Annotated in this window: 19 protein-coding genes; 10 read left to right on the top strand and 9 right to left on the bottom strand. The window is 73.4% G+C overall.

The genetic code is table 11. From position 1 onward, the window contains the following. Both Mco01_RS20515 and Mco01_RS20510 read left to right on the top strand, forming a co-directional pair. A partial coding sequence (locus Mco01_RS20515) for a cellulose-binding domain-containing protein (RefSeq protein ID WP_204058517.1) occupies positions 1–488 on the top strand: 488 nt, incomplete at its 5' end. Positions 489–747: 259 nt separating this feature from the next. Further along, entirely contained in the window at positions 748–5,007 is a 4,260-nt protein-coding gene (locus tag Mco01_RS20510; RefSeq protein WP_204058516.1) for an nSTAND1 domain-containing NTPase, read from the top strand. A 57-nt stretch (positions 5,008–5,064) separates the two neighbouring features. On the opposite strand, the gene Mco01_RS20505 is transcribed toward Mco01_RS20510, so the two are convergent. From Mco01_RS20505 to Mco01_RS20490, 4 genes are all read right to left on the bottom strand, one after another. Then, a complete protein-coding gene (locus Mco01_RS20505; protein WP_204058515.1) occupies positions 5,065–5,571 on the bottom strand; it encodes a DinB family protein in 507 nt (168 codons plus the stop codon). 107 nt (positions 5,572–5,678) lie between these two features. Then, entirely contained in the window at positions 5,679–6,320 is a 642-nt protein-coding gene (locus Mco01_RS20500) for a winged helix-turn-helix transcriptional regulator (RefSeq protein ID WP_204058514.1), read from the bottom strand. A gap of 140 nt (positions 6,321–6,460) precedes the next feature. Next, complete coding sequence (locus Mco01_RS20495) at positions 6,461–7,750, bottom strand: MFS transporter (protein ID WP_204058513.1); 1,290 nt, start codon at positions 7,748–7,750, stop codon at positions 6,461–6,463. Next, entirely contained in the window at positions 7,747–8,691 is a 945-nt protein-coding gene (locus Mco01_RS20490; protein WP_204058512.1) for an SDR family oxidoreductase, read from the bottom strand. Before Mco01_RS20490 ends, Mco01_RS20495 begins: the two co-directional genes overlap by 4 nt. Positions 8,692–8,778: 87 nt before the next feature. On the opposite strand from Mco01_RS20490, the gene Mco01_RS20485 reads away from it, so the two are divergent. The 4 genes from Mco01_RS20485 to erm all read left to right on the top strand — a co-directional run bounded on the left by Mco01_RS20485 (position 8,779) and on the right by erm (position 12,658). Continuing rightward, positions 8,779–9,162: a YciI family protein gene (locus Mco01_RS20485; protein ID WP_204058511.1), complete on the top strand. Its 384-nt coding sequence runs from the start codon at positions 8,779–8,781 to the stop codon at positions 9,160–9,162. Then, positions 9,159–10,436 (top strand): RNA polymerase sigma factor, encoded by a 1,278-nt coding sequence (locus tag Mco01_RS20480; RefSeq protein WP_204058510.1) that lies wholly within the window; start codon positions 9,159–9,161, stop codon positions 10,434–10,436. Before Mco01_RS20485 ends, Mco01_RS20480 begins: the two co-directional genes overlap by 4 nt. Positions 10,437–10,824: 388 nt before the next feature. Continuing rightward, entirely contained in the window at positions 10,825–11,661 is an 837-nt protein-coding gene (locus Mco01_RS20475) for a nitroreductase/quinone reductase family protein (protein WP_204058509.1), read from the top strand. A 181-nt stretch (positions 11,662–11,842) separates the two neighbouring features. Next, the gene (erm, locus tag Mco01_RS20470) at positions 11,843–12,658 is read left to right on the top strand and encodes a 23S ribosomal RNA methyltransferase Erm (RefSeq protein ID WP_204058508.1); all 816 of its coding nucleotides are present in this window, start codon (positions 11,843–11,845) and stop codon (positions 12,656–12,658) included. Here erm and Mco01_RS20465 read toward each other — a convergent pair. After that, positions 12,597–13,472 carry a GNAT family N-acetyltransferase gene (locus Mco01_RS20465; protein WP_204058507.1) on the bottom strand — a complete coding sequence of 292 codons (876 nt, stop codon included), beginning with the start codon at positions 13,470–13,472 and terminating at the stop codon, positions 12,597–12,599. The two genes, erm and Mco01_RS20465, sit on opposite strands and share 62 nt — an antisense overlap. Positions 13,473–13,632: 160 nt before the next feature. Next, entirely contained in the window at positions 13,633–14,286 is a 654-nt protein-coding gene (locus Mco01_RS20460; RefSeq protein ID WP_204058506.1) for a class I SAM-dependent methyltransferase, read from the bottom strand. 557 nt (positions 14,287–14,843) lie between these two features. Here Mco01_RS20460 and Mco01_RS20455 point away from each other — a divergent pair. Together Mco01_RS20455 and Mco01_RS20450 are read left to right on the top strand one after the other, a co-directional pair. After that, positions 14,844–15,275 (top strand): RidA family protein, encoded by a 432-nt coding sequence (locus Mco01_RS20455; protein WP_204058505.1) that lies wholly within the window; start codon positions 14,844–14,846, stop codon positions 15,273–15,275. 86 nt (positions 15,276–15,361) lie between these two features. After that, positions 15,362–16,087: a GNAT family N-acetyltransferase gene (locus Mco01_RS20450; RefSeq protein WP_204058504.1), complete on the top strand. Its 726-nt coding sequence runs from the start codon at positions 15,362–15,364 to the stop codon at positions 16,085–16,087. A 7-nt stretch (positions 16,088–16,094) separates the two neighbouring features. On the opposite strand, the gene Mco01_RS20445 is transcribed toward Mco01_RS20450, so the two are convergent. The 3 genes from Mco01_RS20445 to Mco01_RS20435 form a co-directional block, all read right to left on the bottom strand. Then, positions 16,095–17,210, bottom strand: coding sequence for an alpha/beta hydrolase family protein (locus tag Mco01_RS20445; protein WP_204058503.1), 1,116 nt, complete (start codon positions 17,208–17,210; stop codon positions 16,095–16,097). A gap of 115 nt (positions 17,211–17,325) precedes the next feature. Continuing rightward, the gene (locus Mco01_RS20440; protein WP_204058502.1) at positions 17,326–18,696 is read right to left on the bottom strand and encodes an aldehyde dehydrogenase family protein; all 1,371 of its coding nucleotides are present in this window, start codon (positions 18,694–18,696) and stop codon (positions 17,326–17,328) included. Beyond that, complete coding sequence (locus tag Mco01_RS20435) at positions 18,696–19,796, bottom strand: AMP-binding protein (protein WP_204058501.1); 1,101 nt, start codon at positions 19,794–19,796, stop codon at positions 18,696–18,698. The genes Mco01_RS20440 and Mco01_RS20435 overlap by 1 nt, the downstream gene beginning before the upstream one ends. Before the next feature lie 284 nt (positions 19,797–20,080). On the opposite strand from Mco01_RS20435, the gene Mco01_RS40475 reads away from it, so the two are divergent. After that, entirely contained in the window at positions 20,081–21,685 is a 1,605-nt protein-coding gene (locus tag Mco01_RS40475) for a carbohydrate binding domain-containing protein (RefSeq protein WP_239103767.1), read from the top strand. A gap of 134 nt (positions 21,686–21,819) precedes the next feature. Next, on the top strand, positions 21,820–23,457 hold the full coding sequence (locus Mco01_RS20425; protein WP_204058499.1) for an ABC-F family ATP-binding cassette domain-containing protein: 1,638 nt from the start codon (positions 21,820–21,822) through the stop codon (positions 23,455–23,457). Positions 23,458–23,538: the final 81 nt, after the last annotated feature.

Genomic DNA, 23,538 nt, shown 5'->3' with positions numbered 1-23,538 from the left:
TGAACCTTGGCAGCTTCAACTACATGATCCTCGCCACCGAGGGATACCAGAGCAGCGGCAGCTCCAACATCACGGTAGGCGGCTCCACCCCCTCGCCGTCGCCCACGCCGTCCCCGTCGCCCTCTCCCTCTCCTTCGCCCTCGACGTCGCCGACGCCCGGCGGAGGGAACGGCGCCTGCAGCGTGTCCTACGTGAAGAACGAGTGGAACAACGGCTTCACCACCGACATCAAGATCACCAACACCGGCAGCAGCACGATCAACGGCTGGGCCCTGACCTGGTCCTTCTCCGGCAACCAGCAGATCACCAACTCGTGGAACGCCACCATCAGCCAGAGCGGCTCGTCGGTCACCGCCCGCAACGTGTCCTACAACGGCTCACTGGCCCCCGGCGCGTCCACCTCGTTCGGCTTCCAGGCCACCTACAACGGCAGTAATCCCAACCCCTCGGCCTTCAGCCTCAACGGCTCGGCCTGCACCGCCGGCTGATCCGGCCGTACGACACGCTCATGAGAAAGGCGGGGGGAGCGGGCGCACGCGCCCGCTCCCCCGTCATGTGGGGCGAACGGGACGAACGACCATTCACGTCTACGTAACACCCGATTCCCGGTTGTAGGCGATTTGGTCGGAACGGGCGCCGCCATATGGGCGCGGCCGGAAATCCGCCGCGCAGCATAACTACGCGATTGACAACGCAGTCGGGAATCCGCGATTCTTCACCCCGATGTCCGATCGGGGCGGAGTTAGGGTGGATTTCCACGTACTGGGGCCGCTCGAGGTGTCCCGCGACGGCCGGCAGGTCCCTGTCAGCGGAGCTCCGAAACTCCGGCTCACCCTCGCCGCGCTGCTGTCCAAGGCCGGTCAGCCGGTGTCGATCGACTGGCTGATCGCCGCGGTCTGGGGCGACCGGCCGCCGGCGTCCGCGCGGCGCAACATCCACCTCTACGTCCACCAGCTGAGGCGGGCGTTCGGCGCCCACGTCCTGCCGGGACGGCCGGGCGGGTACGCGATCGTCACCGACTCGCTCGACGCCGCGCGCTTCCGCGGCCTGGCCGCGCAGGGGAGCGCCACCCTCGACGAGGGAGACCTCGGACTCGCCCGTGACCGGCTGCGCGCGGCCCTCGACCTGTGGCGGGGGCCGGCGTTCGCCGAGTTCGGCGACTGCGCGCCGATCGCCGAGGAGGCCCGGCGGCTGGAGGAGGCGCGGCTCACCGTCCACGAGCGGCTGGCGGAGGCCGAGCTCGGCCTGGGACGGCACCTGGAGGTCGCCACCGAGCTGGCCGAGCTGACCCGGGAGCATCCGTACCGGGAGAGCCTGCGCGGCCACCTGATGCTCGCGCTGTACCGGTCGGGCCGCCAGGCGGAGGCCCTGGAGGTCTTCCGGCAGACCCGCGACCTGCTGACCGCCCAGCTCGGCATCGAACCCGGCCAGGCGCTCCAGCGGCTGCACGAGGCGATGCTCCGCGGCGACGAGGACCTCCTCCCGGCCCCGCGCCCACCTGCCGGGGACGGGGACGGCTGGGCCGCGGACGACTGCCCGTACCGCGGCCTGGTGGCGTTCCAGCCGGAGGACGCCGACTGGTTCTTCGGCCGCTCACCCCTGGTCGAACGACTCGGCGAGCTGGTCGGGCGGCTTCCCGTGGTCGGGGTGTTCGGCGCGTCGGGAAGCGGGAAGTCGTCCCTCCTGCGTGCCGGCCTGCTCGGCGAGATCTCCGGCGGACCCGGCGAGCCGTGGCGCGGCATGATCATGACGCCCGGTGACCGCCCCCTGGACGCCCTGGCCGAGCTGGTCGCCAAGGCGACCCGCGGCGACTTCGAGACGCTCCGCGACGACCTGGCCCGCGACCCCGCCGCCGTGAACGCGGCCGTCGGCGCCGCCCTCGACGTCGCGCCGGACGCGTCCCCGCCGGCCCGCCTGCTGCTGGTGGTGGACCAGTTCGAGGAGACCTACACCCTGTGCGACGACGACGGGGAACGGCGCCGGTTCGTGGAGGCCCTGCTGGCCCTGGCCCTCGGGGACGGCGGCCGAGCCGTTCTCGTCCTCGGCGTCCGGGTCGACTTCCTCGCCCACCTGAGCCAGCACCCGGACCTGGTGGACGCCCTGCGGGGCGAGGCCCAGCTGCTGGTCGGGCCCGTGTCGTCGTCGGACCTGCGGGAGATCGTCGTACGGCCCGCCGAGCAGGCGGGGCTCACCGTGGAACCCGACCTGCTGGCCACCGTGCTGGCCGACGCCGCCGAGGAGCCGGGGAGCCTGCCGCTGGTCTCCCACGCCCTGCTGGAGACCTGGCGCGGCCGTTCCGGCCGGAGTCTCACGCTCGCGGCCTACCAGGCGGCGGGCGGCGTGCGCGGGGCGATCGCGCAGAGCGCGGAACGGGTCTTCGGCGAGCTCGGCCCGGCGGAGCAGCAGGCCGCGCGCCGGATCTTCCTGCGCCTGACCGCGCTCGGGGACGGGACGGAGGACACCAGGCGTCCCATCTCCCGGGCGGAGCTCGTCGGCCTGGCCGACCCGGGCGTCACCTCCACGGTCCTGGACCGGCTCGCGGCGGCGCGGCTGGTCGTCCTCGCGGAGGAGACGGTCGACGTGGCGCACGAGGCGCTGATCCGCGCCTGGCCCCGGCTGCACGGCTGGCTCACCGACGACCGCGAGAACCTCGTCGTCCACCGTCGGCTCACCGACGCCGCGCACACCTGGCGGGAGCTGGAGCGCGACTCCGGCGCGCTGTACCGGGGCGCCCAGCTCCTCGTCGCCCGGACGTGGGCGGAGGACCATCCGCAGGAGCTGAACGAGGTCGAGAGCGCCTTCCTCCGGGCCAGCCGGGCCCTGGAGGAGAGCGAGCGCACCGCGACGAGACGCCGCACCCGGCTCCTGCAGCGCCTCCTGGCCGGGATGGCCGTGCTCTTCCTGCTCGCCCTGCTCGGCGGAGGCGTTGCCCTACGGCAGGGTCAGGAGGCCGCCCACCAGCAACTCGTCGCGCTGTCCCGGCAGCTGTCCCTGAAGGCCCGCTCGCTGCTGGAGACCGATCCCGACCTGGCCGGCCTGCTCGCGATCGCCGCGTTCCGGCTCAACCCCGAGCCGGAGACGCGGGGCGCCCTGCTCAGCGTGGCGGCCGCCGCGCGCCGCCGGGTCGAGCTGAACGCCGAGGGGCCGGCGGTCTTCGGCCTGGCCTTCAGCCCGGACGGGACGCGGCTGGCATCGGCCGGCACCGACGGCACGGTCGGCCTGTGGGACCTGCGCACCCTCACCCGCGTCGCCACCTTCTCCGGCCCCCCCAAACCGGCGGGGTCGGGGGAGATCAACGCCAGGGCGGTGGCCTTCAGCCGCGACGGCCGGCTGGTCTCCTCCGTCATCAGGGACGCCACGCTCGGGTCGAGCAGGGGCGCGGTCGTGGTGTGGGACGTGGCCTCCGGCCGGCCGGTGTTCCAACGTGAACGGGAGCGGCTCACCGACGCGTTGGCGCTGAGCCCCGACGGGACGAAGGTCGTCGTGGGGGTCGCCGGGGGTGGCGTCGAGCTGTGGGACCTGCGCACCGGCGGCAGACGCGTGCTGAAAGGACACCACGAGGAGGTCGTGGCGCTCGCCTTCAGCCCCGACCAGGGGTTCCTGGTCTCGACCACGGGCGGCGCGGAACGACCCCTCGTCTGGGACGTCGCCACCGGCTCCCGGGTCGCCGCGCTCCCCGCCACGAACGTCCACCGGCTGGGCTTCGACGCCGCCGACGGCACCCTCGCCACCGGGTCGGCGTATCACGGCGTGGGGTTCTGGCGGATCCGCCGCGACGGGGTGACCCGGCTGCCCGGGCTGCCCAAACGGACGCCCTACACGTGGGACATGTCCGCCCCCGCCCATGGCCGGATCGCCGTCGCTGACGAGGACGGCCTCATCACGGTCTACGACGTCGCACGACGGCAGCCCATCGAGACGTACCAGGACAGGAGCCGCACCGAGACGCTGTCCCTCGCCTTCAGCCCCGACGGCACCATGCTCGCCTCTGCCGGGCTGGGCCGGACCATCGTGCTCCGCCGCCAGGCCGTCCCGCCGTTCAGCGGGCACAGCGCGGCAGTGAACGACATCGAGATCAGCCCGGACGGCCGCGTCGTCGCGTCGGCGAGCAGCGACCGCACCGCCCGGCTGTGGGACGCGCGCGGAAACCCGATCGCCACGCTGGGAGACCATCCCGACCAGGTCAGGGCCCTGTCCTTCAGCCCGGACGGCCGGCTGCTCGCGACCGTCACCCGCAGCCACACCCTCAGCGTCTGGGACCTCGCCGCGCCGCGGCGGCTCAGCACGGTCTCCTACCAGGGGCTGGGCGCGACCACCGACGTCGGCTTCGACCCGAGCGGGCGTTTCCTCGTCGCGACCGCGCTCGGCCGGTTCCGGTGGGACGTGCGGGATCCCGGGAAGCCGGTGGACGCGCCGTTCGCGGGTCCCGGGTACCTGGTCTCGGCGCTGGCGTTCAGCGCGCGCGACCCGCTGCTCGCGACCACCGGCCCCGCCGGCGACCTGCAGGTCTGGGACCTGGCCAGGGACCGGGAGGTCCGCGCGCTGAGAACCCGGCAGGGCTCGGTGCTCGACGTCGCCTTCAGCCCGGACGGCCGCCTGATCGCGACGGCCGGCGCCGACCGCACGGTCAAGCTCTGGGACACCTGGACGGGCACCCTGCGCGCCACGCTGACCGGGCACACCGCCCCGATCCAGGTCCTCGCCTTCAGCAGGGACGGCCGGTCGCTCGCGTCCGCCGGCGACGACCACACGATCGTCGTCTGGGACGTCGCGTCCGGGAGGCAGAGCGTCACGCTCACCGGGCACACGGCCCCGATCAGAGGCCTGGCCTTCACGGCCGACGGAGACCTGATCTCCGGAGGCGACGACGGCAGGATCATCCGCTGGTCGCTGCTGCCCGGCCCGCTCGTGGGGAGGCTCTGCCAGGAGATCGGCCGCGACCTCACCCGGGCCGAGTGGGCGACCTACCTGCCCACGGTCGGCTACCGCCCGACGTGCCCCCGCTGAGCCCCGGGGGGCGGACGGGCGACCGCGCGACGCCGCGCCCGTCAAGCGCCGGGAGCCTCAGTCGAGCACGAGGAACTGCCTGCCGTCGATCAGCTCGCGGACCGCGTCGAGGTGGCCGGCGTGGGTCGCCGTCTCGACGAGGACGTGCAGGATCGCCTGGCGCAGGTCGCCCGGCGGCCGGTCGTCGCGGTAGTCCGGCCACCAGCGCGGCGCCTGGTCCGGGCTGCTGGAGGCGATGACCTCGTCGGCCCGCGCCGTCTCCTCGCGGTAGAGGCCGAACACCTCGGAGGCGGGCCGGTCGTCGGGCACCCGCCACGCGTCCGAGGGGGTGGCGAACGAGGCCACCGCGCCGGGGTCGCCGCCGAAGACCGCGCCGAACCAGAAGCGCTCGACGTCGAGGGCGAGGTGGCGGACGAGGCCGGCCGGGGTCCAGGCCGACGGAAGGACCGGGCGCCGCAGGTCGGCCTCGTCCAGGCCGTCCAGGATGTCGAGGACGTGCCGCCGCTTCCAGTTCAGGTAGCCGAGGAGGGACGAAACCTCACTCGATGCCGGTGTCGGGCTCACTCGCGCTCTCCCAGATGTGGACTACGGGGTCGGTACGGCCGGAAGGTCCCGCGAGGAGCGTGGATGCCGTTCGCCCACGCGTCCGCAGGAGTCTCCCTTGCAGGTGGTCAGTCGGCAGAGAGGGCGTCCAGCAGCCGCTGGAGGGCGCGGCGGTCGCCGCTGATCTCCAGCCGCTCCCCGAACTCTCCGGGCGGCGTCCCGTCGATCACCAGGCCCATGAGGACGGCGGGACCGGCCCGCAGGGCGGCGTCCCACCGCTCCGGCTCGCCCCTGCGGATCGCGAGCTCGCCGCCGGACGTGCGGAGGGTGAAGACGTCGCCGTCGACGTCCACCAGGAACGTGGCGTCGAGGTCGCCCAGGCGGGCGGGTTCGAGATGGCTCTTCAGGGCCAGCATCAGCGAGTCGGTCCCCAGGGGCTTCGCCGGCTCCTTCTCCGGCGACCGGCGGCCCCACCGGCCCAGGTGCACGAGGAGCGGCTCCAGGTCACGGCCCCACTCGGTGAGCTCGTAGACCCAGGCGCGGGCCGGCGGCCCCAGCTTGCGCCGCCGGATCACCCCGCCCTCCTCCAGGTCGCGCAGCCGCTGCGAGAGCACGGTGGGACTGGCGTTGGCCAGGCCGGCCTGCAGGTCGCTGTAGCGCTTCGGGCCGAAGAGCAGATCCCGGACGATCATCAGCGCCCAGCGCTCGCCGACCAGGTCGAGGGCGCGCGCGACGGCGCAGGAGTCGCCGTACGTGCGTGCCGTTGTCACGTCCTCATCCTACTCATCCCGAAGCAGATGCTTGCTTCCCTGTAGCCCGGTGACGGATGAGGCGGCGACGGTCCGCCGCCGCCTCATCCGCCGGGGGAAGGGGGTGAGGCGTCAGTTGGGCAGCCAGTTACGCGTGGCGGTCATGTCGTCACCTCCTCTCGTGAGCGGTACGAGCGCCCCGTCCCGGTCGCGCGTACCGATCGCAGTACGCCGAGGACGCTCAACGTCCCGATCGCCCCGCCCGCGGCGATCACCGCGTACGGCGGGAGCACGTCCGCCGCCGCTCCACCGGCGGCCATGCCGAGGCCCTGGAGGGTCATGACCCCTCCGCCCAGCACGGACATCGCGCGGCCGCGCAGGCGTTCGGGCACCGCGTCCGCGAACCACCGGTCCATGCCGAGCGTGTAGGCGGCGCACGCACCGGTGAGCAGCATGAGTCCCACCGCCGCCGGCAGCGCCGGGCGCAGCGCGAAGGCGGCCATCGGCAGCGCCGACACGGCGGCGAGCGGGAGCGCGATCCGGTCGCGGGCGGCGGGCCCGAGCAGCGTGCCGGCCAGCACCTCGCCCGCGACGGTTCCCGCGGGCATGGCGGCCAGGAACAGGCCGAACCCCGCCGCGCCGGCCCCCGCGGCGTCCGCGAAAGGCGCGGCCGCCCCCTCGGCGACGACGAAGAACATGGGCGGGATCCACCACATCAGCAGCAGGGCGCGGATGCGCGGGTCGCCCAGCAGCCGCCGGGTCGCGCCGGTTCCCGGCGCCGCGGCCCGCGCGGCACGGGCGGGCCGGTCGCCTGTCCCGAGGCGCAGCAGGAGCGCGGACCCGAGGAAGGTGCCGACGGCCACGCACAGCGCGGCGCGGGGCGGCAGCCACACCAGCGCCAGGCCGCCCAGGCCGTACCCGGCGATCTGGGAGGACTGCGCGACGATCCGCACCAGCGAGCGGCCCAGAACGTACGCGTCGCCCCGCAGGATGTCCGCGAGGCTCGCGGCCCGGGTGCCGGTGAACAGGGGGGCGATCGACGCCACGGCGAACCGGAGGACGAACAGGGCGGCCGCCGGAGTCGCCGGTACGGCCATCAGCGCCATGCACGCGGCGCAGAGCAGGTCGCAGGCGACGAGAAGCCGGCGGGGCGGGTACCGGTCGGCGAGGCCGGAGAGCAGGGCCGCGCCGACCGCGTACGGCAGGAAGCCGAGCGCGAAGACGAGACCGGTCAGCAGCGCCGAGCCGGTCTGGCGGAAGACCAGGACGGCCAGGGAGATCTCGGCGAACACGCCGCCCGCGACCGACAGGACGTGGGCGGCGAGGATCGTCCGGAACTCCCGCACCGCGAGGACGTCGCGGTAGGTGACCGGTGCGGAGTCCTCCTCCGGGTGGAGGTCCTCCCGCACCTCTCGCGGGCGGACGCGGCGACCGGCAGGCGGGTCCGTCACCACCACCGGTTCCCGTGCGCGTCCCAGGGCGCCTCTCGCCCGCCGGGCGCGCTCGTCGGGGCGGCGTCCGCGAGGAACGCCTCCGCGTGGCGGCGGGCGAACTCGGCGAAGCTCGTGGGCCGTACCCCGAAGGTCCTGTGGGTGTCCAGCAGGACGTGCGACTCGGGGCGCCGCCTCCGTTCGGCGAACAGCTCGCGCAGGATACGGATGGTCGGTTCGGGTATCCCGGCCTCCGCGCTCTCGCGCAGCTTGTCCTCCGGGGACAGCTCCACGTGGCGGAAGGCGGTCCCGGTCGCCTCGGAGATGCGCTCGACGACCTCCTTCATCGTCAGCGCCTCCGGGCCGGTCATGTCGTACGCCCTGCCCTCGTGGCCGTCGGAGGTCATCAGTGCCACCGCGACCTTCGCGACGTCCTCGATGGCGACGGGCGACAGCCGGCTGTCGCCGATGGGAATGCGCAGCTCCCGCCGCCGCGGGTCCACCCCGGTGAGGGTGCCCGGCAGGTAGACCTCCATGAACTGACTCGGGCGCAGATGGGTCCAGGCCAGGCCGGACGCCTCGAGGTGGCGCTCGATGTCCCGGTGCTCGCGCGTCCTCGTGAAGCTGTCGATGTCGAAGCCGACGCCGGACTCCCTGCTGGAGTACTTCACGATGTGCGGCACCCCCGCGGCCTTGGCCGCGTCGATGAACGTGCACTGCGTCTCCGGCATCCGCTCCCTCTCCGAGGAGATCAGGAGCACGCGCTCCACGCCGCGCAGGGCGGCCGTCAGGGTCTCGGGGCGCAGCATGTCGCCCTCGACCACCTCCACACGCGGCAGCCTGTGGAGCTTCCTGGCCTTGTCCGGGTTCCTCACCAGCGCGCGGACGGGAACGTTCTGCCGCGCGAACTCCTGGACCACGATCGATCCACTGAGCCCCGTCGCTCCGGTGACAAGAATCATGGCTAAGACGGTAGTGTCATCTCCTACAGAAAAACAAGTAATTGGTATTGAATATGGAGAAGATGGGTCGCCAGTGAGAGGGGTCCGATGCCGGACTACATGCTGTTGCTGTACACGCCCGAGACCGGCGAGGACGAGCGCCCGGAGCACGACCGATGGGCGGAGTTGCCGCTCTGGGCCGAGCTGACCGAGAGCCTCCGGCGGGCCGGGCTGCTCGTCGCCCACGGCCCGCTGCACCCGGTCGCCGCCGCGACGACCGTACGCGTCCGGGACGGCGAGGCCGAGCTCACCGACGGGCCGTTCGCGACGACGAAGGAGGTCCTCGCGGGTTACTACGTCCTGCGGTGCGCCGACCTCGACGAGGCGCTGCGCCACGCGGCGCGGATGCCGACGGCGCGCCACGGCTCGGTTGAGGTGCGGCCGATCGTCGACCCGGCCCGGCTCACGGCCCTCGGCGAGGGGTGGGCGTGACCGGCCGGACCGTCCCGGATCACCCGTCTCCGGACGCGGCCGCCGCGGCGGCCGCCCGGGTGTTCCGGGAGGAGCGGGCCGCCGTCCTGGCGACCCTGATCAGGTATGCCGGCGACGTCCAGCTGGCCGAGGACGCCGTGCAGGACGCGTTCGCGGCGGCGCTCGCGACCTGGCCCCGCGACGGAGTCCCGGAGAGCCCGGGCGCGTGGATCACCGTGACCGCCCGGCGGCGGGCGATCGACCGGTTGCGCCGTGACCGGTCGGTCGCCGACCGCGCCGAGCGCCTCGCGGAACTGCTGCGCCTCGACGGGCAGGAGCATCCCTTCGCCGGCGACCCCGGCCCGCTCGACGACGACCGGCTGCGGCTGATCTTCACGTGCTGCCATCCGGCGCTGGACATGCCGGCCCGGGTCGCGCTGACGCTGCGCGTGGTCGGCGGCCTGACCACGGGTGAGATCGCGCGGGCGTTCCTGGTCGCGGAGCCCACGATGGGCAAGCGCGTCGTCCGCGCGAAGCGCAAGATCGCGGACGCACACATCCCCTACCGGGTGCCGGCCGGCGAGGAGCTCCCGGGCCGCGTGCGCGGCGTCCTCCGGGTCGTGTACCTGATCTTCAACGAGGGCTACGCGGCCGGCGGGGGAGACCGCCTGGTCCGCGGAGAGCTGTGCGACGAGGCCCTCCGCCTGGGCCGGCTCGTCTGCGAACTGATGCCCGGCGAACCCGAGGCGTGGGGCCTGCTCGGCCTGATGTCGCTGCACGACGCCCGCCGCGCCGCCCGCGTCGACGGGCGCGGCGGCTACGTGGCGCTGCACGACCAGGACCGGTCGCTGTGGGACGAGGGCCGCCTCGCCGAGGGCATGCGGGCGCTCGAACGCGCCGTGCGGCTCGGCCGTCCCGGGCCGTACCAGCTCCAGGCCGCCATCGCGGTGGCGCACATCCAGGCGCCCGGCGACGATCCCGCGCAGTGGGCGCGGATCGCCGGCCTGTACGACGCCCTCGGCAGGCTCAGCCCCTCGCCCGTCGTGGAGCTGAACCACGCCGTCGCCGTTGGCTTCGCGTACGGCGCCGCGGCCGGTCTGGAGCGGCTCCGGCCGCTGCTGGGCGATCCCGCACTCGAGCGCTACCAGCCGCTGCACGCCGCGCACGCCGAGCTGCTCCGGCGGGCCGGCGACGTTCCGGGCGCCGCGCACTCCTACGAACGGGCCATCGCGCTGTCGGGCAACGCGGTCGAGCGCGCCGAGCTCACGCGGCGGCTGGAGTCGCTGACCGGCTGACGCCGCCGCCGGGCGTCCGGCTGGGCCCGGCCATGAGGAGGGCCCGGAATGAAGGCGCCGGCTTTTTCGGCGACCGACTCATTGTTGCTTTCGCCGTGTCCGGCGCAATAAAGTGCATATCGTGACTGCCGGGTCGGCCATGGGCCACGCACGAGTGAGGCGCCCGGCCGCGGCGTGAGCGCCCGGCGGCCGAGAGGCCCGCCTTTTCCCCGGTCACCCTGCTCTTTATTTCCCGTCGGCCGCGCTGCCGACGCCGCACGTCCCGTGCCCCTTTTCGCCTTTTCGCCGTGCCGCGAGACCGTTCCGCCGTGCGGTGAATTCCCCTGCCCGCCGGCGATTCGCCATGCCTGGAAATCGCCGTGCCCACAATCCGGAGAAGAAACAGAGAATGCCGATCGATTTCAACACACAGGTCGTCGAGGAGTTCCGCGCGAACGGCGGACGAGTGGGCGGCCCGTTCGAGGGCGGCCGCCTCATCCTGCTCACCACCACCGGCGCGCGGTCCGGACGGCCGCACACCACGCCGCTGGGCTACCTCCCCGACGGCGGGCGGATCCTGGTGATCGCCTCGGCCGGAGGCGCGCCCCGGCATCCGGCCTGGTTCCACAACCTGGTGGCCCGTCCGCGGGCCACCGTCGAGGACGGCGTCTTCACCTACGAGGCGGACGCCGTCGTGCTGGAGGGCGCCGAACGCGACGCGGCCTTCGACCGGGCGGCCGAGGCCGACCCCGGCTGGGCGGCGTACCAGGCCAAGACGTCGCGGGTCCTTCCCGTCGTCGGGCTCGTGCCGGTGCCCGGGCCGCCGAAGCCGGCCGCGGCCTCACCGGGCGGGGCGCTCAAGGCGATCCACGACGCCTTCCGGCGGGAGCTCGCCCTGATCCGCGCCGAGCTGGGGCGATCGGGGCCGGGGCTGGGCGCCCAGCTGCGGGTGAACTGCCTGACCCTCTGCCAGGGACTCCATCACCACCACACGGGGGAGGACGGGGCGATCTTCCCGTTCCTCGCCGAGCGCCGTCCCGGGCTCGGCCCCGTCCTCGAACGGCTGCGCCGGGAGCACGAGGAGATCGCCGCGCTCCTGGCCCGGCTCCGGGAGGCCGTCTCCGCGACCGGCGCCGACCCCCGGGACGTGGCCCGCGAGGTCGGCCACCTGACCGCGGAACTCGAACGCCACCTGACGTACGAGGAGGAGCACCTGATCCCGGTCCTCGACGCGCCGGGCGGCTGAGGCGCGCCCTTGCTATGGTGATCGCCATGTTCTGCGCGTGCTTCACGAGGATCCGCCGCTCCTAGCGGCGGGCCGTCCTCATCGTCTGACCGGCTCCGCCGCCCTCGGTGTCCTATCGCCGGAGCGGCGCCCTTTTCCGCGCGCTCCCGGCTCTCCATCCGGTCATTCGCGGAGCACACCCATGCGTCACCCCTATCAGGGCGGACGGCACGAGCTCGGTCAGAACTTCATCGCCGACCGCTCGGTCATCGCCTCCATCGAGCACATCGTCGCCCGGACGACCGGCCCGATCGTCGAGATCGGAGCCGGCGACGGCGCCCTGACCGTGCCGCTCAGCCGGTACGGCAGGCCCGTCACGGCCGTGGAGGTCGATCCCGGGCGGGCGCGCCGCCTGGACCGGCGGACGCCGGATCACGTGGCCGTCGTCACCGCCGACATCCTCAATTTCCGTTTCCCCCGGCACCCCCATGTGGTGGTGGGCAACCTGCCGTTCCATCTCACGACCTCGATCATGCGCCGGCTCCTCGCGGCCGACCACTGGACGGCGGCCGTGCTGCTCGTCCAGTGGGAGGTCGCCCGGAGGCGCGCGGGGGTCGGCGGGGCCAGCATGCTGACCGCGGCCTGGTGGCCCTGGTACGACTTCGCGGTGCACTCCCGGGTGCCCGCCCGGTCGTTCCGGCCGGTTCCCTCGGTCGACGGCGGCCTGCTGACCGTGACCCGCCGGGCGTCGCCGCTGGCCGGCCCGCGAGAGCCGTACCAGGACCTCGTCCGCCGGGTGTTCACGGGCCGCGGGCGCGGGCTGCGGGAGATCCTCGGGCGGGCCGGGCTCGACCAGGCCGCCGTACGGCGATGGCTCCGCGAGACCGGGCTGTCGCCGTACGCGCTGCCCAAGGACCTGACAGCCGACGACTGGGCCTCGCTGTGGGAGGCCCGCGTCACAGGTCGAGCTGGTACCGGTGCTCCTGATGGGTGGGGACGTAGCCGAGGGCGTCGTTGACGCGGCGCATCGGGGCGTTGCCGTCGGCGGTGTCGGTCAGCAGGCCGTCCAGGTCCGGATGGCGCTGCCGCGCCTGCCGGATGGCCTCGGCCTTCATCCACAGGCCGAGGCCGTGGCCGCGGTGCTCGGGGAGCACGCCGGTGCCGTAGTGCTGGCCGTCGCCCCTGCCGTCGCCGGCGACCACCAGTTCGGTGAAGCCGGCGATCGAGCCGTCCGAGGCGTCCACCGCGACGACGGTGTGCAGCAGGTCGCCGCGTTCTGCGACGGCCCGGGCCACGGCACGGACGCGCTCGGCGTCCCAGGTGCCGGGGACGTGGTCCGCGTCGCCCATCGGCATGTCGTCCATCGCCCGGCGCGACGCGGCGAACGTCTCGGCCAGGTCGTCCGGTACGACGCCGTCCCACGACACGAGCAGGTAGCCCGGGTGCGGCCGATCGGCGATTCCCGCCAGGGCGTCCGGGTCGACGGCGGCGAGGGACAGCCGCGCGAACGTCAGCGTGAGGACCCGGCGGAAGCCACGCGCGGCCAGGAAAAGCTCGCCGGGCGAGCCGGCCTCGACGTGGGCGTACACGCTCCGGCGGCCGTCGTCCCGCGCTCCGGCGACGGCCTCCGCGAGGAGTCGTGTGCCGACGCCGCGGCGCCGCTCCACGGGATGGACGGCGAGGTCGAGCTCGGCGGGGAGGGCCCGGCGGGTGAACAGGCGCAGGAACGCCGAGCCGGCCGGGGTTCCGTCGGGGTACGAGGCCAGCCAGGCGAGGCGCCGGCTCGACGAGGTGAGGTGGGGGTCGGTCAGCGCTGTGATGCGAAGGGACACGTCGTCTCCGTCGTGAGGAGGTGGATCGGGGCAGGGCGCGAGGTCGGCTGCCGAAGGCTCCTGCGCATGTGCCGTACACCTCCTTCACAACGAGGTCCGCCGATGTCACGGCGACGGGCCGACCGGTGGCGACGAGAACGCCGCACGGCGGAGGGCCGGGTCAGGGGCGGGCGATGACGGCGTATCTCTCGTCGTCGATCGGGCCTCCCCACAGGTCCGGGTCGGGCAGCGGTTCGACGTCCACCTCTCTGACGAGGGGACGCAGCGACCCCGCGAGCCGCTCGGCCGTCACGCCGCCGAGCCAGGGAAGCGACTCCGATCCCGGCACGTACGGCGGGCCCTCGTGCGCGTGCCAGTGCCCCTCGACGAGCACGAGCCGCCCGCCGGGACGCAGCAGGCCGAGCCAGCGGCGCAGAGCCAGGCCGGGCTCGGGGAGCGTCCACAGCAGGTGCCGGACGAGCACCACGTCGAACGACGATCCGACGCTCGCGGGCGGGTCGCTCGCGTCGCCCGCGACCGCCGTGAAGGCGTGGCCGGCCGCGGAGAGCTTCCTGCACGCGTGCTCCACCATCACGGGTGACAGGTCCACGCCGACCGGCCGGTGCCCCTGCTCGGCCAGGAGCAGCGACAGCGAGCCGGTGCCGCATCCCAGGTCGAGCACGTCGGCCGGGGCGGGAGGCATCCAGGCGCGCAGCCGGCCGGCCCACGCCGCCCGCACGGAGGGGTCGCGCAGGCCGTGGTCGGCCTCCTCGTCGAAGGTGGGCGCGGCCGCGTCCCAGTAGGACGAGACCGCAGCGGGATCGACCGTTTCCATGCCTGCGATCCTGCCACCCGACACCGACAAACCCCTCCCCCTCCCGCATCGGAAACCGTCGCCTCACCGGCAGAACCGTCCCGTCGCCGCTCACGGCCGGGCCGCCTCCCCCCGGGCGCAGGGGCACGCGCGACCGTCCTCGCCCGGCGGCACGGGCCAACGGGCCTCGCCCTGGGCCGTGCACATCGGGGGTGGCAGGTCGGCCGCAGGGGGCCGGGCTCCGGGCGGCCGGGGAAAGTCCCGGAAAAACACGGGCGGCATCGGGGAACAACACGCCCCGCGGGGTGGTTACATAGACCGTGGCCGGTGTGCAGGTGTCCCCGGGCCTCACCTAATTTGCCTTCGCGGACTACCGTTCGGCTGGAGCCGCGTTGTGCCTTTCGCCGAGAGGCGACCCGGCACCGGCACCACACGTGCGGGACCCCGGCAGGAGTAACCTCCTGCCGGGGTCCTCGCGTTTCCGGCGCCGCGGCGCGGCCAGGCCCCGGCGCGCCCCCCTCGGCCCCGCCGGCTCGCGCGGACGGGTGGTCCCCCATGACGAGAGCACGAGGAGACGCATGACCGAGTTCCACACGCCGGGCACGCTGCCCCCCACGAACGGCTACAGCCACGTGGCCTCGGTGGCGCCGGGCAGCCGGCTCGTCTGGACCTCGGGCCAGGTTCCCCTCGCGCCCGACGGGACGCCGGCTCCCGCCGGCGACTGGGAGGCCCAGACCCGCCTCACGATGCGCAACGTCGGCGCGGCGCTGGAGGCCGCCGGGGCGACGTGGGACGACGTGTTCAAGCTCACCATCTATGTCGTGGACACCTCGGCCCTCCCCACCGTCCGGAGGGTCCGCGACGAGTTCGTGAACGTGGAACGGCCCCCGACGAGCTCGCTCGTCCAGGTCGCCGGCCTGTTCCGGCCCGACCTCCTGGTCGAGGTCGAGGCCGTCGCCGCCGTCCCCTCCGACCGTCCGCCGGCGTCCGCCGTCCCCTCCGATCGCTGACCCGGCCGCCTCCCCGCCGGCCGCCCCCGTCACCCCCGCGGAAAACGGGTTGCCCTCGCCGGCGGCGCTGCGCGAACCTCCCTGGGATGAGCGAGAACCGACAGTTCAGGGCCGGTCCCGACGGCGTCCCGGCGATCAGCTTCGTGGAGGCGGTCCGCGACGGACGGCCCAAGGCCGACCTGGTCGAGGTGCTCGGCCCGGGGGCCGTCGACGTGATCATGTCCCAGCTGCGCGGCTGGACCGTCGCCGGCCCCGTCGACCTGGCGGAGCGGCTTCTCGACAGGGGAGCGGTCCTCGTCAGGCACGCTCACGAGATGAGGTGCGACCTGCCGGGCAGGCCGCCCGTGCCCTCCGCTGCCCCTGACGGCCATCGGTTCACGCCGTGCGACCGGCCGGCCGAGGACCTCCTACCGGCCTGGCTGGCCGCCTACCCGCCCGGTCACCCCGACCACCGGCCGCGCGACCCCGGGACGGACTCCGCCGGCGAGCTCGCCCAGATCCTGGCCGGGAAGGTCCTCGGGCCCGTGCTGCCGTGCAGCGCCCTTGCCGTACGGGAGGACGGGGACGAGGTCGTCGCGGCCGTCGTGATCACTGACAGGGACGGCCTTCCCTGGGTCATCGAGGCCTTCCGTCACCCGGCGCGGTCGCCGCGGGGGCTCGGGGCGCCGCTGCTGGCGCACGCCCTCGGCCGGGCGGAGGCGTCCGGCCTGGCCTCGGTCGGCCTGGCCGTCACCGAGGGGAACCCGGCCCGGCGCGTCTACGAGCGCCTGGGCTTCCGGGTGGTCCGCACGACCGTCACCGTCCGCGTATGAGGACCGGTCACAGCGACGAGACGAACGACCGCAGCTCCCGCTCGTAGCGGGCGGGGTCGGCGTTCCACGAGCCGGTGTGGCCGCCGCCGGTCGTCCGGACGAGCGTCACGAGGTCGGGCCGCGCCTTCGCGAACGCCAGCGCGGGCTCGACCGGCACGGTCGCGTCGTCGGCGTCCACGAAGATCAGGGCGGGCGTCTTGAAGTCGCGGGCGTGCCGCACCTGGTCGAGGTCGTCGAACGACAGGCCGGTCCGCCGCTCGACCACCCACTCGCCCACGCTGACCAGAAAGCCGGGAACCCCCATCTGCCGTGCGCCCAGCGCGATCGGCGCCCGCCAGTCGATGACCGGGCTGTCGAGGATCATTCCCCTGATCGGCGCGTCGGGCAGACTCCGCACGGTCATCGGGACGATCCCGCCGCCCATCGACCATCCGTACAGCACGACGCCGGTCGCGCCGTGCGAGCGGGCGTACGCGATCGCCGCGGCGACGTCCTCCCATTCGGTCGCCCCGAGGTGCAGCTTGCCGTCCGGGCTCGCGGGCGCGCCCACGTCGTTGCGGTACGTGATCCCGAGCACGGGCATCCCCAGGCTGTGGAAGACCGGGAGCACCCGCAGCGCCTCGGCGGGGTTCGCGTTCCGGCCGTGCACGGCGATCACCCAGGTCGGGGACGTGCCCTCGGTCCGCCACGCGGGGAACCCGCCGAGCGCGGAGGGGACCGTGACATCGGTGTACGGCACGCCGGCCGCGGACGGCTCCGCGTGCCCCCACAGCCACCGGTCGAGGTAGGCGCGCACGCCCGGCCGCAGGTCGCCGCGCAGCACCCGCGCGACCTTCCTGGTGACCGTCCCCGCGTCCGAGGCGACCGCGGGACCCAGCAGCGCGTTGCCGTCCGCCCAGGTCAGGCCGTACGTACCGGGGGAGGCGGTGTCGGCGCCGCCCTTCAGCGTGACCTCGTCCCCACGGACGGCCGTCACCTCGAGCGGGTATTCCGGGGTGTGGACGGGGTCGATGACGAGACCCGAGTAGTACCAGCCGGCCGCGCCGACGGCGAGCACCCCCACGGCCCCGACCGCGCCGACCGTCCACAACAGGCGGCGCCGCCACCGGGGGTTCACGTACACGCCGCGAATCTAGTCCCGAAAAATCACGATTTGTGAGCGTGGGCACGGAGAGAGCCGCGTTTGCCGCGACGCCGGCTGCCACCTCCCGCGACGCCGGCTGCCCGCCGGCAGTGCCTCAGGCGCGGACGACGCCCTTGGTGCGCATGAGGAACTCGGCCAGGTAGCGGTCGTGCGGGACCCACGACGCCATCCAGTACGTCGGGACGTCGCCCAGGTAGACGTTGCTGATCGTCGGCTCCTCCATCAACCGGTCGATCAGGTCGCCGTCCTCGGTGACGGCGGTGAGGACGAGGCTGTTGCGCAGCGGCCCGATGCCGTCCGCCCGCGACCAGGGGGCGAACCACACGCAGGGGAAGGACATCTCGATCCCCGTCTGCGGCGCGTCCGCGCGGTCGACCAGGAACACGGCCGGCCGCAGCACGGCGCTGCCGTCGCCGAGGTCGTCCGCCACGCCCTCGCCGCCGAGCAGGGCCTTCGCCCCGGCCGCGTGGTCCAGCAGGTACTTCTCGATGTCCCGGGCACCCGAGGCCGACTGGGCCGGGAGCACCGCCTCGTCGTGCTGGGGCGGCAGGGTGGGGATGGCCGACAGCCGCTCGGCCACCGCCTCGGCCACCGGCGCCGGGTCGCCCTCGACGAACACGGCCGTGGTGTTCACGCAGGCGGTCCCGCCGTGGGCGCTCACCGAGTCGACGACGGCGTCGACGTGGGACTCCCAGTCGTCCCCGGTGAGCAGGATCTTGGACCGTCCGGGCCCCTGCGGCAGCACGGTGTCGTGGCCGCCGTACTTGGCCACGACCTCCTCGCCGCCGTACACCATGGCCAGGTCGGCGTTCCTGATGACGTCGTCGGCCACCGAGTAGTCCGTCGGCAGCAACGTCACCTGGTCTCCGGCGAAGCCGGCCTCGCGCAGCGCGGTGATCAGGCGGTGCGGCGTGAACGGCTCACGGCGCGAGGGCCGCACGGCAACCCGGTAGCCCAGCGCCAGCGCCTCCAGCCACAGCGTGTGGACGCCCGGGTGGTTACCCGCCGCGTGGACCGCGAAGACGTCGCCGCGCCGCGTCCACACGGCCCGCCCGGATCGGGTCAGCGGGTCGCGCCAGTCGTTGACCGCGCCCGTCGGCCGGGCGTACTGCGTGGCCCGGTACGCCTCGGCCGCGCTCTCCTCGATCCGCCGCGTGGCCGCCCGCACCACGGAGATCGGCATGCCGGAGACCCGGCTGACCGTGTGCTGGTAGTCCTCGACCCGCATCCCGCCCACGTCCGCGGTGGCGAACAGCTCGCCGGCCCGCCGCAGCGCCCGCGCCCGCTCGTCCGCCGGCATGGCCGGGGCGTCGTGCTGCGCGGCCATCGTCCGCTGGACGAACAGCCGCGGCACCAGGCTCAGCTCGGCGACCGGCGCGCCGCCCAGCTCGGTGACGGTGAGGCGCTGCCGGGTCCGGTACGGCCCGCTCGGGCCCAGCGCGTCGAGGTCGACAGGCCCAGTCATCAGTACACCCCCTCGATGACCTGCTCGTTCTCGAACGTGCGGAGTGGCCCGACGTCGGCCACCGAGTCGCCCAGCTGTCCGGGCGGCCCCTCGATCCGGGTGGCGAGGTCGCGCTCGAGGTTGTTGGGCAGGAGCATGCCCTTGCTCACGTGGTTCATCACGACCTGGCCCCGCTCGCCGTACGGCACGTCCTCGCCCGTGTCGGGATCCACCACGCGGAGCGACACGTACGGCGAGAACGCGTCGAAGACGCACGGGTCGTCCTCGGTCAGCCCGGCGCGCTCGGCGAGGCCGCTGAGGATCATCGTGCTGCCGTACATGCCGTAGAGCCGGACCTTGGGGAAGACCTCGGTGCGCAGCAGGTGCCGGGTGTCGGGGTCCATGTGGGCGCCGCCCCACACGATCACGGAGATCTTCTCGTTGACCAGGTCGACCAGGCGGTTCCTGCGGGCCAGCCGTTCGAGCAGCGGCGGGGTGGTGATCAGCACGCCGGCGTCCTGGGTCTCCAGCGGGAACGTCGCCTGGTCGATCAGGTGCTCGGCGTACCTCTCGGCCTCGTCGAGGCGGCCCTCGGCGATGCACTTCTTCACCCAGCGGGGGTCGAGGTCGATCGAGAACCGGACGCCGCCGCGGGCCAGGGCCTGCCGCGCCACCAGCTCGCCGAAGATGTGCGGCCCGGACGGGCCCACGAACAGCCAGTTGACGCCGCGGGGATAGGACCGCTCGTCCATGTCGCGCATGGCCCGCCTGGTCACCCGGTCCAGCCAGTCGGCCAGCAGGACGACCCTCTTGGGGGGACCGGTGGTGCCGCCGCTCTCGTAGACGCCCACCACGCAGGGCTCGGGGCCGTATCCCCGGGGGATCAGGTCCTCCACCCGGACGTCGCGCAGCTCGTTGGCGACGTTGGGGAACATCCGCAGGTCGTCCAGGGTGTGGACGTCCCGGCGCGGGTCGAAGCCGAGGGTCCGCGCCCGTTTCAGCCAGTACGGCGAGCCGGTGTCCGGGTCGAAGTGCCACCGCATGGCGGCCTCGATGAACTCCCGCGCGTCCGGGACCTCGTCCGGCGGGTCGTCGAGCACGGGATCCGCGTGAGATGACATGGCGAGCCTCTCGACGATGCGATGCCGCTCCGCTTGACCAGCCTATTTCGGGTTCCGTGGCCGTTCGGTCAAGCCGCCTTTGGCCGATTCCCGTTCTTGCGGAAAATGTCGGCCCCCCAGGGACGGCCGCCCCACCCGAAAGCGCCATGGACATCCGCCGGAGTTGTCCTGATAATTCGGGAGAACTGTTGCTCGTGAGCCTCTGTCACCGGGCTCCGCCTCCCATCGCGTCGTCGATGCCCGGTGACCTCGCACGCCCGGGCGACAGAAGGGCTGTCCCCCACGTGAAACGAACCCCCCGCCCGCTGATCCTCGCTTTGTCGTTCCTGCTGGCGATCGCCGGCGTCCTCGTGACGCAGACGACGGCGAGCGCCGCCAACCTCCTCGTCAACCCGGGCTTCGAGACCGGGTCCCTCTCGCCCTGGTCCTGCACCGGAGGGCTCGGCTCGGTGGTGAGCTCCCCGGTCCGCTCCGGGACGAAGGCCCTGTCCGGAGCCGCGAGCTCCTCCGACACGGCGCAGTGCAGCCAGACCGTCGCGGTCAGGCCCAGCACGTCGTACACGGTCTCCGCCTGGGTCCGCGGCGCCTACGTGTACCTCGGGGTCACCGGCGGCCCGTCCACCTGGACCCCCTCTGCGGCCGCGTACACGCAGCTCACGCTCTCCTTCACCACCTCGTCCAGCCAGACCACCGCGGTGGTCTACCTGCACGGCTGGTACGCCCAGGGGACCTACTACGCCGACGACGTGAACGTCGACGGCCCGGGCGGCACCACCTCTCCCTCTCCCTCTCCCTCTCCCTCACCGTCACCGTCTCCCTCACCGTCACCGTCTCCCTCACCGTCACCGTCGCCCTCCCCGTCTCCTTCGCCGTCGCCCTCTCCCTCGCCGTCTCCGTCGCCCTCTCCTTCGCCGTCAGTGACCCCGACAGGGAGCACCTGCGCGGTGAAGTCGCGGCCGGCGGGCAAGGTCCTGCAGGGCTACTGGGAGAACTGGGACGGCGCATCCAACGGCGTCCACCCGCCGCTCGGCTGGATCCCGATCACCGACTCCCGCATCAAGGCCCACGGCTACAACGTGATCAACGCGGCCTTCCCGGTCATCCGGTCCGACGGCACCGTCCTGTGGGAGGACGGCATGGACGCCGGCGTCAAGGTGGCCACCCCGGCCGAGATGTGCCAGGCCAAGGCCGCCGGGGCGACGATCCTGATGTCCATCGGCGGCGCGGCCGCGGGCGTCGACCTCGGCTCCAGCGCCGTCGCCGACCGCTTCGTGGCGACGATCGTCCCGATCCTGAAGAAGTACAACTTCGACGGCATCGACATCGACATCGAGACCGGGCTCACCGGCAGCGGCAGCATCACCACGCTGTCCGCCTCGCAGGCCAATCTCATCCGCATCATCGACGGCGTGCTGGCGCAGATGCCGGCGAACTTCGGCCTGACCATGGCCCCCGAGACGGCGTACGTGACCGGCGCCAGCGTGACCTACGGCTCGATCTGGGGCGCGTACCTGCCGATCATCAAGAAGTACGTCGACAACGGCCGCCTGTGGTGGCTCAACATGCAGTACTACAACGGCAGCATGTACGGCTGCTCGGGCGACTCCTACTCCGCGGGCACCGTCCAGGGCTTCACCGCGCAGACCACCTGCCTGAACAACGGCCTGACCGTCCAGGGCACCACGATCAGGGTCCCGTACGACAAGCAGGTGCCCGGCCTGCCCGCCCAGGCGGGGGCCGGCGGCGGCTACATGGCGCCCAGCCTGGTGTCGCAGAGCTGGAACGCCTTCAACGGCGGCCTCAAGGGCCTGATGACCTGGTCCATCAACTGGGACGGGTCGAAGGGCTGGACGTTCGGCGACAACGTCAAGGCGCTGCAGGGCCGGTGACGGCCCGCCGCCGGCCGCGTCCGCGCGGCCGGCGGCACCCCGCCGACCCGGCGGTTAACCGGTGGCGTCGGCCCGGCGCCTGCTCCTACCCTGGCCGGTGGCCCCCTCCGTCCGATTGAACGTGCAGGCTCACCGTGATCGAAGTCGCCCATCTGACGTACGTCCTGCCGGACGGCAGGCCGCTGCTCGACGACGTGTCGTTCCGCGTGGGGGAGGGCGTCAAGGCGGCCCTCGTCGGACCCAACGGCGCGGGCAAGACCACGCTGCTCCGTCTGGTCGCCGGCGACCTCCAGCCGGTCGAGGGCTCGCTGAACCACGCGGGCGGGCTCGGCGTGATGCGCCAGTTCATCGGCAGCCTCCGGGGCGGCGACGGCGGCCCTGGCCGCGACGGCCGCGACAGCCGCACGGTCCAGGACCTGCTGCTGAGCGTCGCGCCGGTCCGGGTGCGCGAGGCGGCCGCCCGGCTGCACGAGGCCGAGCTCGTCATGATGGAGCGGGACGACGAGAAGACCCAGATGCGGTACGCCCAGGCGATCACCGACTACACGGACGCCGGGGGCTACGACATCGAGGTGCTCTGGGACACCTGCACCATGGCCGCGCTCGGGGCGCCGTACGACAACGTGAAGTACCGGGACGTCGCCACGCTGTCGGGCGGCGAGCAGAAGCGGCTGGTGCTGGAGGCCCTGCTGCGCGGCCCCGACCAGGTGCTCCTGCTCGACGAGCCCGACAACTACCTCGACGTGCCGGGCAAGGTCTGGCTGGAGAACGCGCTCCGGGAGACGCCCAAGACCGTCCTGCTGGTCTCCCACGACCGCCAGCTGCTGGCCAACGCGGCCGACCGGATCGTGACCGTCGAGGCCGGCAACGTGTGGGTCCACGGCGGCGGCTTCGGCACCTACGCCCAGGCGCGCAGGGAGCGCAACGAGCGGCTCGACGAGCTGCGCCGCCGGTGGGACGAGGAGCACGCCAAGCTCAAGCGGCTGGTGGTCATGCTCAAGCAGAAGGCGACGTACAACGACGGGATGGCCCCCGCCTACCACGCCGCGCAGACGCGGCTGCGCAGGTTCGAGGAGGCCGGCCCGCCGGAGGTCGCGCCGAAGGACCAGCTCATCAGCATGCGCCTGCGCGGCGGCCGGACCGGCAAGCGGGCCGTGATCTGCGAGGGCCTCGAGCTGACCGGGCTGATGAAGCCCTTCGACCTGGAGATCTGGTACGGCGAGCGGGTCGCGGTGCTCGGCTCGAACGGGTCGGGCAAGTCCCACTTCCTGCGGCTCGTCGCGGGGGAGGACGTCGCGCACACGGGCGCCGCCCGCCTGGGGGCCCGTGTGGTCCCGGGGCACTTCGCCCAGACCCACGCCCGTCCCGAGCTGGCCGGGCGCACGCCCTGCGAGATCGTCATGACCGAGCACGCGCGGCTCAAGAACGAGGCCATGAAGGCCCTCGCCCGCTACGAGCTGGCCGGGCGTACGGCCGAGCAGCGGTTCGAGACGCTGTCGGGCGGCCAGCAGGCGCGGCTGCAGATCCTGCTGCTGGAGCTGTCCGGCGCCACGCTGCTGCTGCTCGACGAGCCGACCGACAACCTCGACCTGGCCAGCGCCGAGGCGCTGCAGCAGGGTCTCGACGCGTTCGACGGGACCGTGCTGGCCGTGACCCACGACCGCTGGTTCGCCGCCGACTTCGACCGCTACCTCGTCTTCGGCTCCGACGGGCGGGTGTACGAGGCGCCCGAGCCGGTCTGGGACGAGACCCGGGTCGTCCGGCAACGATAAGTGGATAAATAACAGTAAAAACGGTAAACGACGAAAATCGCGTCTCCAGGGATACGCGATGGAGGCCGGTAAAGATACCGT

This window comes from Microbispora corallina (assembly GCF_016863035.1).
In the GTDB taxonomy this organism is placed as follows: Bacteria; Actinomycetota; Actinomycetes; order Streptosporangiales; family Streptosporangiaceae; genus Microbispora; species Microbispora corallina.
Note: the sequence above shows the minus strand (reverse complement) of the source record. Positions and strands in the feature narration are given on the sequence as shown.

Excerpts from the sequence above, each read along its gene's own strand:
- Mco01_RS20490 (WP_204058512.1), bottom strand. The coding sequence starts at position 8,691 with ATGATTCTTGTCACCGGAGCGACGGGGCTCAGTGGATCGATCGTGGTC.
- Mco01_RS20485 (WP_204058511.1), top strand. The coding sequence starts at position 8,779 with ATGCCGGACTACATGCTGTTGCTGTACACGCCCGAGACCGGCGAGGAC.
- Mco01_RS20475 (WP_204058509.1), top strand. The coding sequence starts at position 10,825 with ATGCCGATCGATTTCAACACACAGGTCGTCGAGGAGTTCCGCGCGAAC.
- erm (WP_204058508.1), top strand. The coding sequence starts at position 11,843 with ATGCGTCACCCCTATCAGGGCGGACGGCACGAGCTCGGTCAGAACTTC.
- Mco01_RS20460 (WP_204058506.1), bottom strand. The coding sequence starts at position 14,286 with ATGGAAACGGTCGATCCCGCTGCGGTCTCGTCCTACTGGGACGCGGCC.
- Mco01_RS20455 (WP_204058505.1), top strand. The coding sequence starts at position 14,844 with ATGACCGAGTTCCACACGCCGGGCACGCTGCCCCCCACGAACGGCTAC.
- Mco01_RS20450 (WP_204058504.1), top strand. The coding sequence starts at position 15,362 with ATGAGCGAGAACCGACAGTTCAGGGCCGGTCCCGACGGCGTCCCGGCG.
- Mco01_RS20440 (WP_204058502.1), bottom strand. The coding sequence starts at position 18,696 with ATGACTGGGCCTGTCGACCTCGACGCGCTGGGCCCGAGCGGGCCGTAC.
- Mco01_RS20435 (WP_204058501.1), bottom strand. The coding sequence starts at position 19,796 with ATGTCATCTCACGCGGATCCCGTGCTCGACGACCCGCCGGACGAGGTC.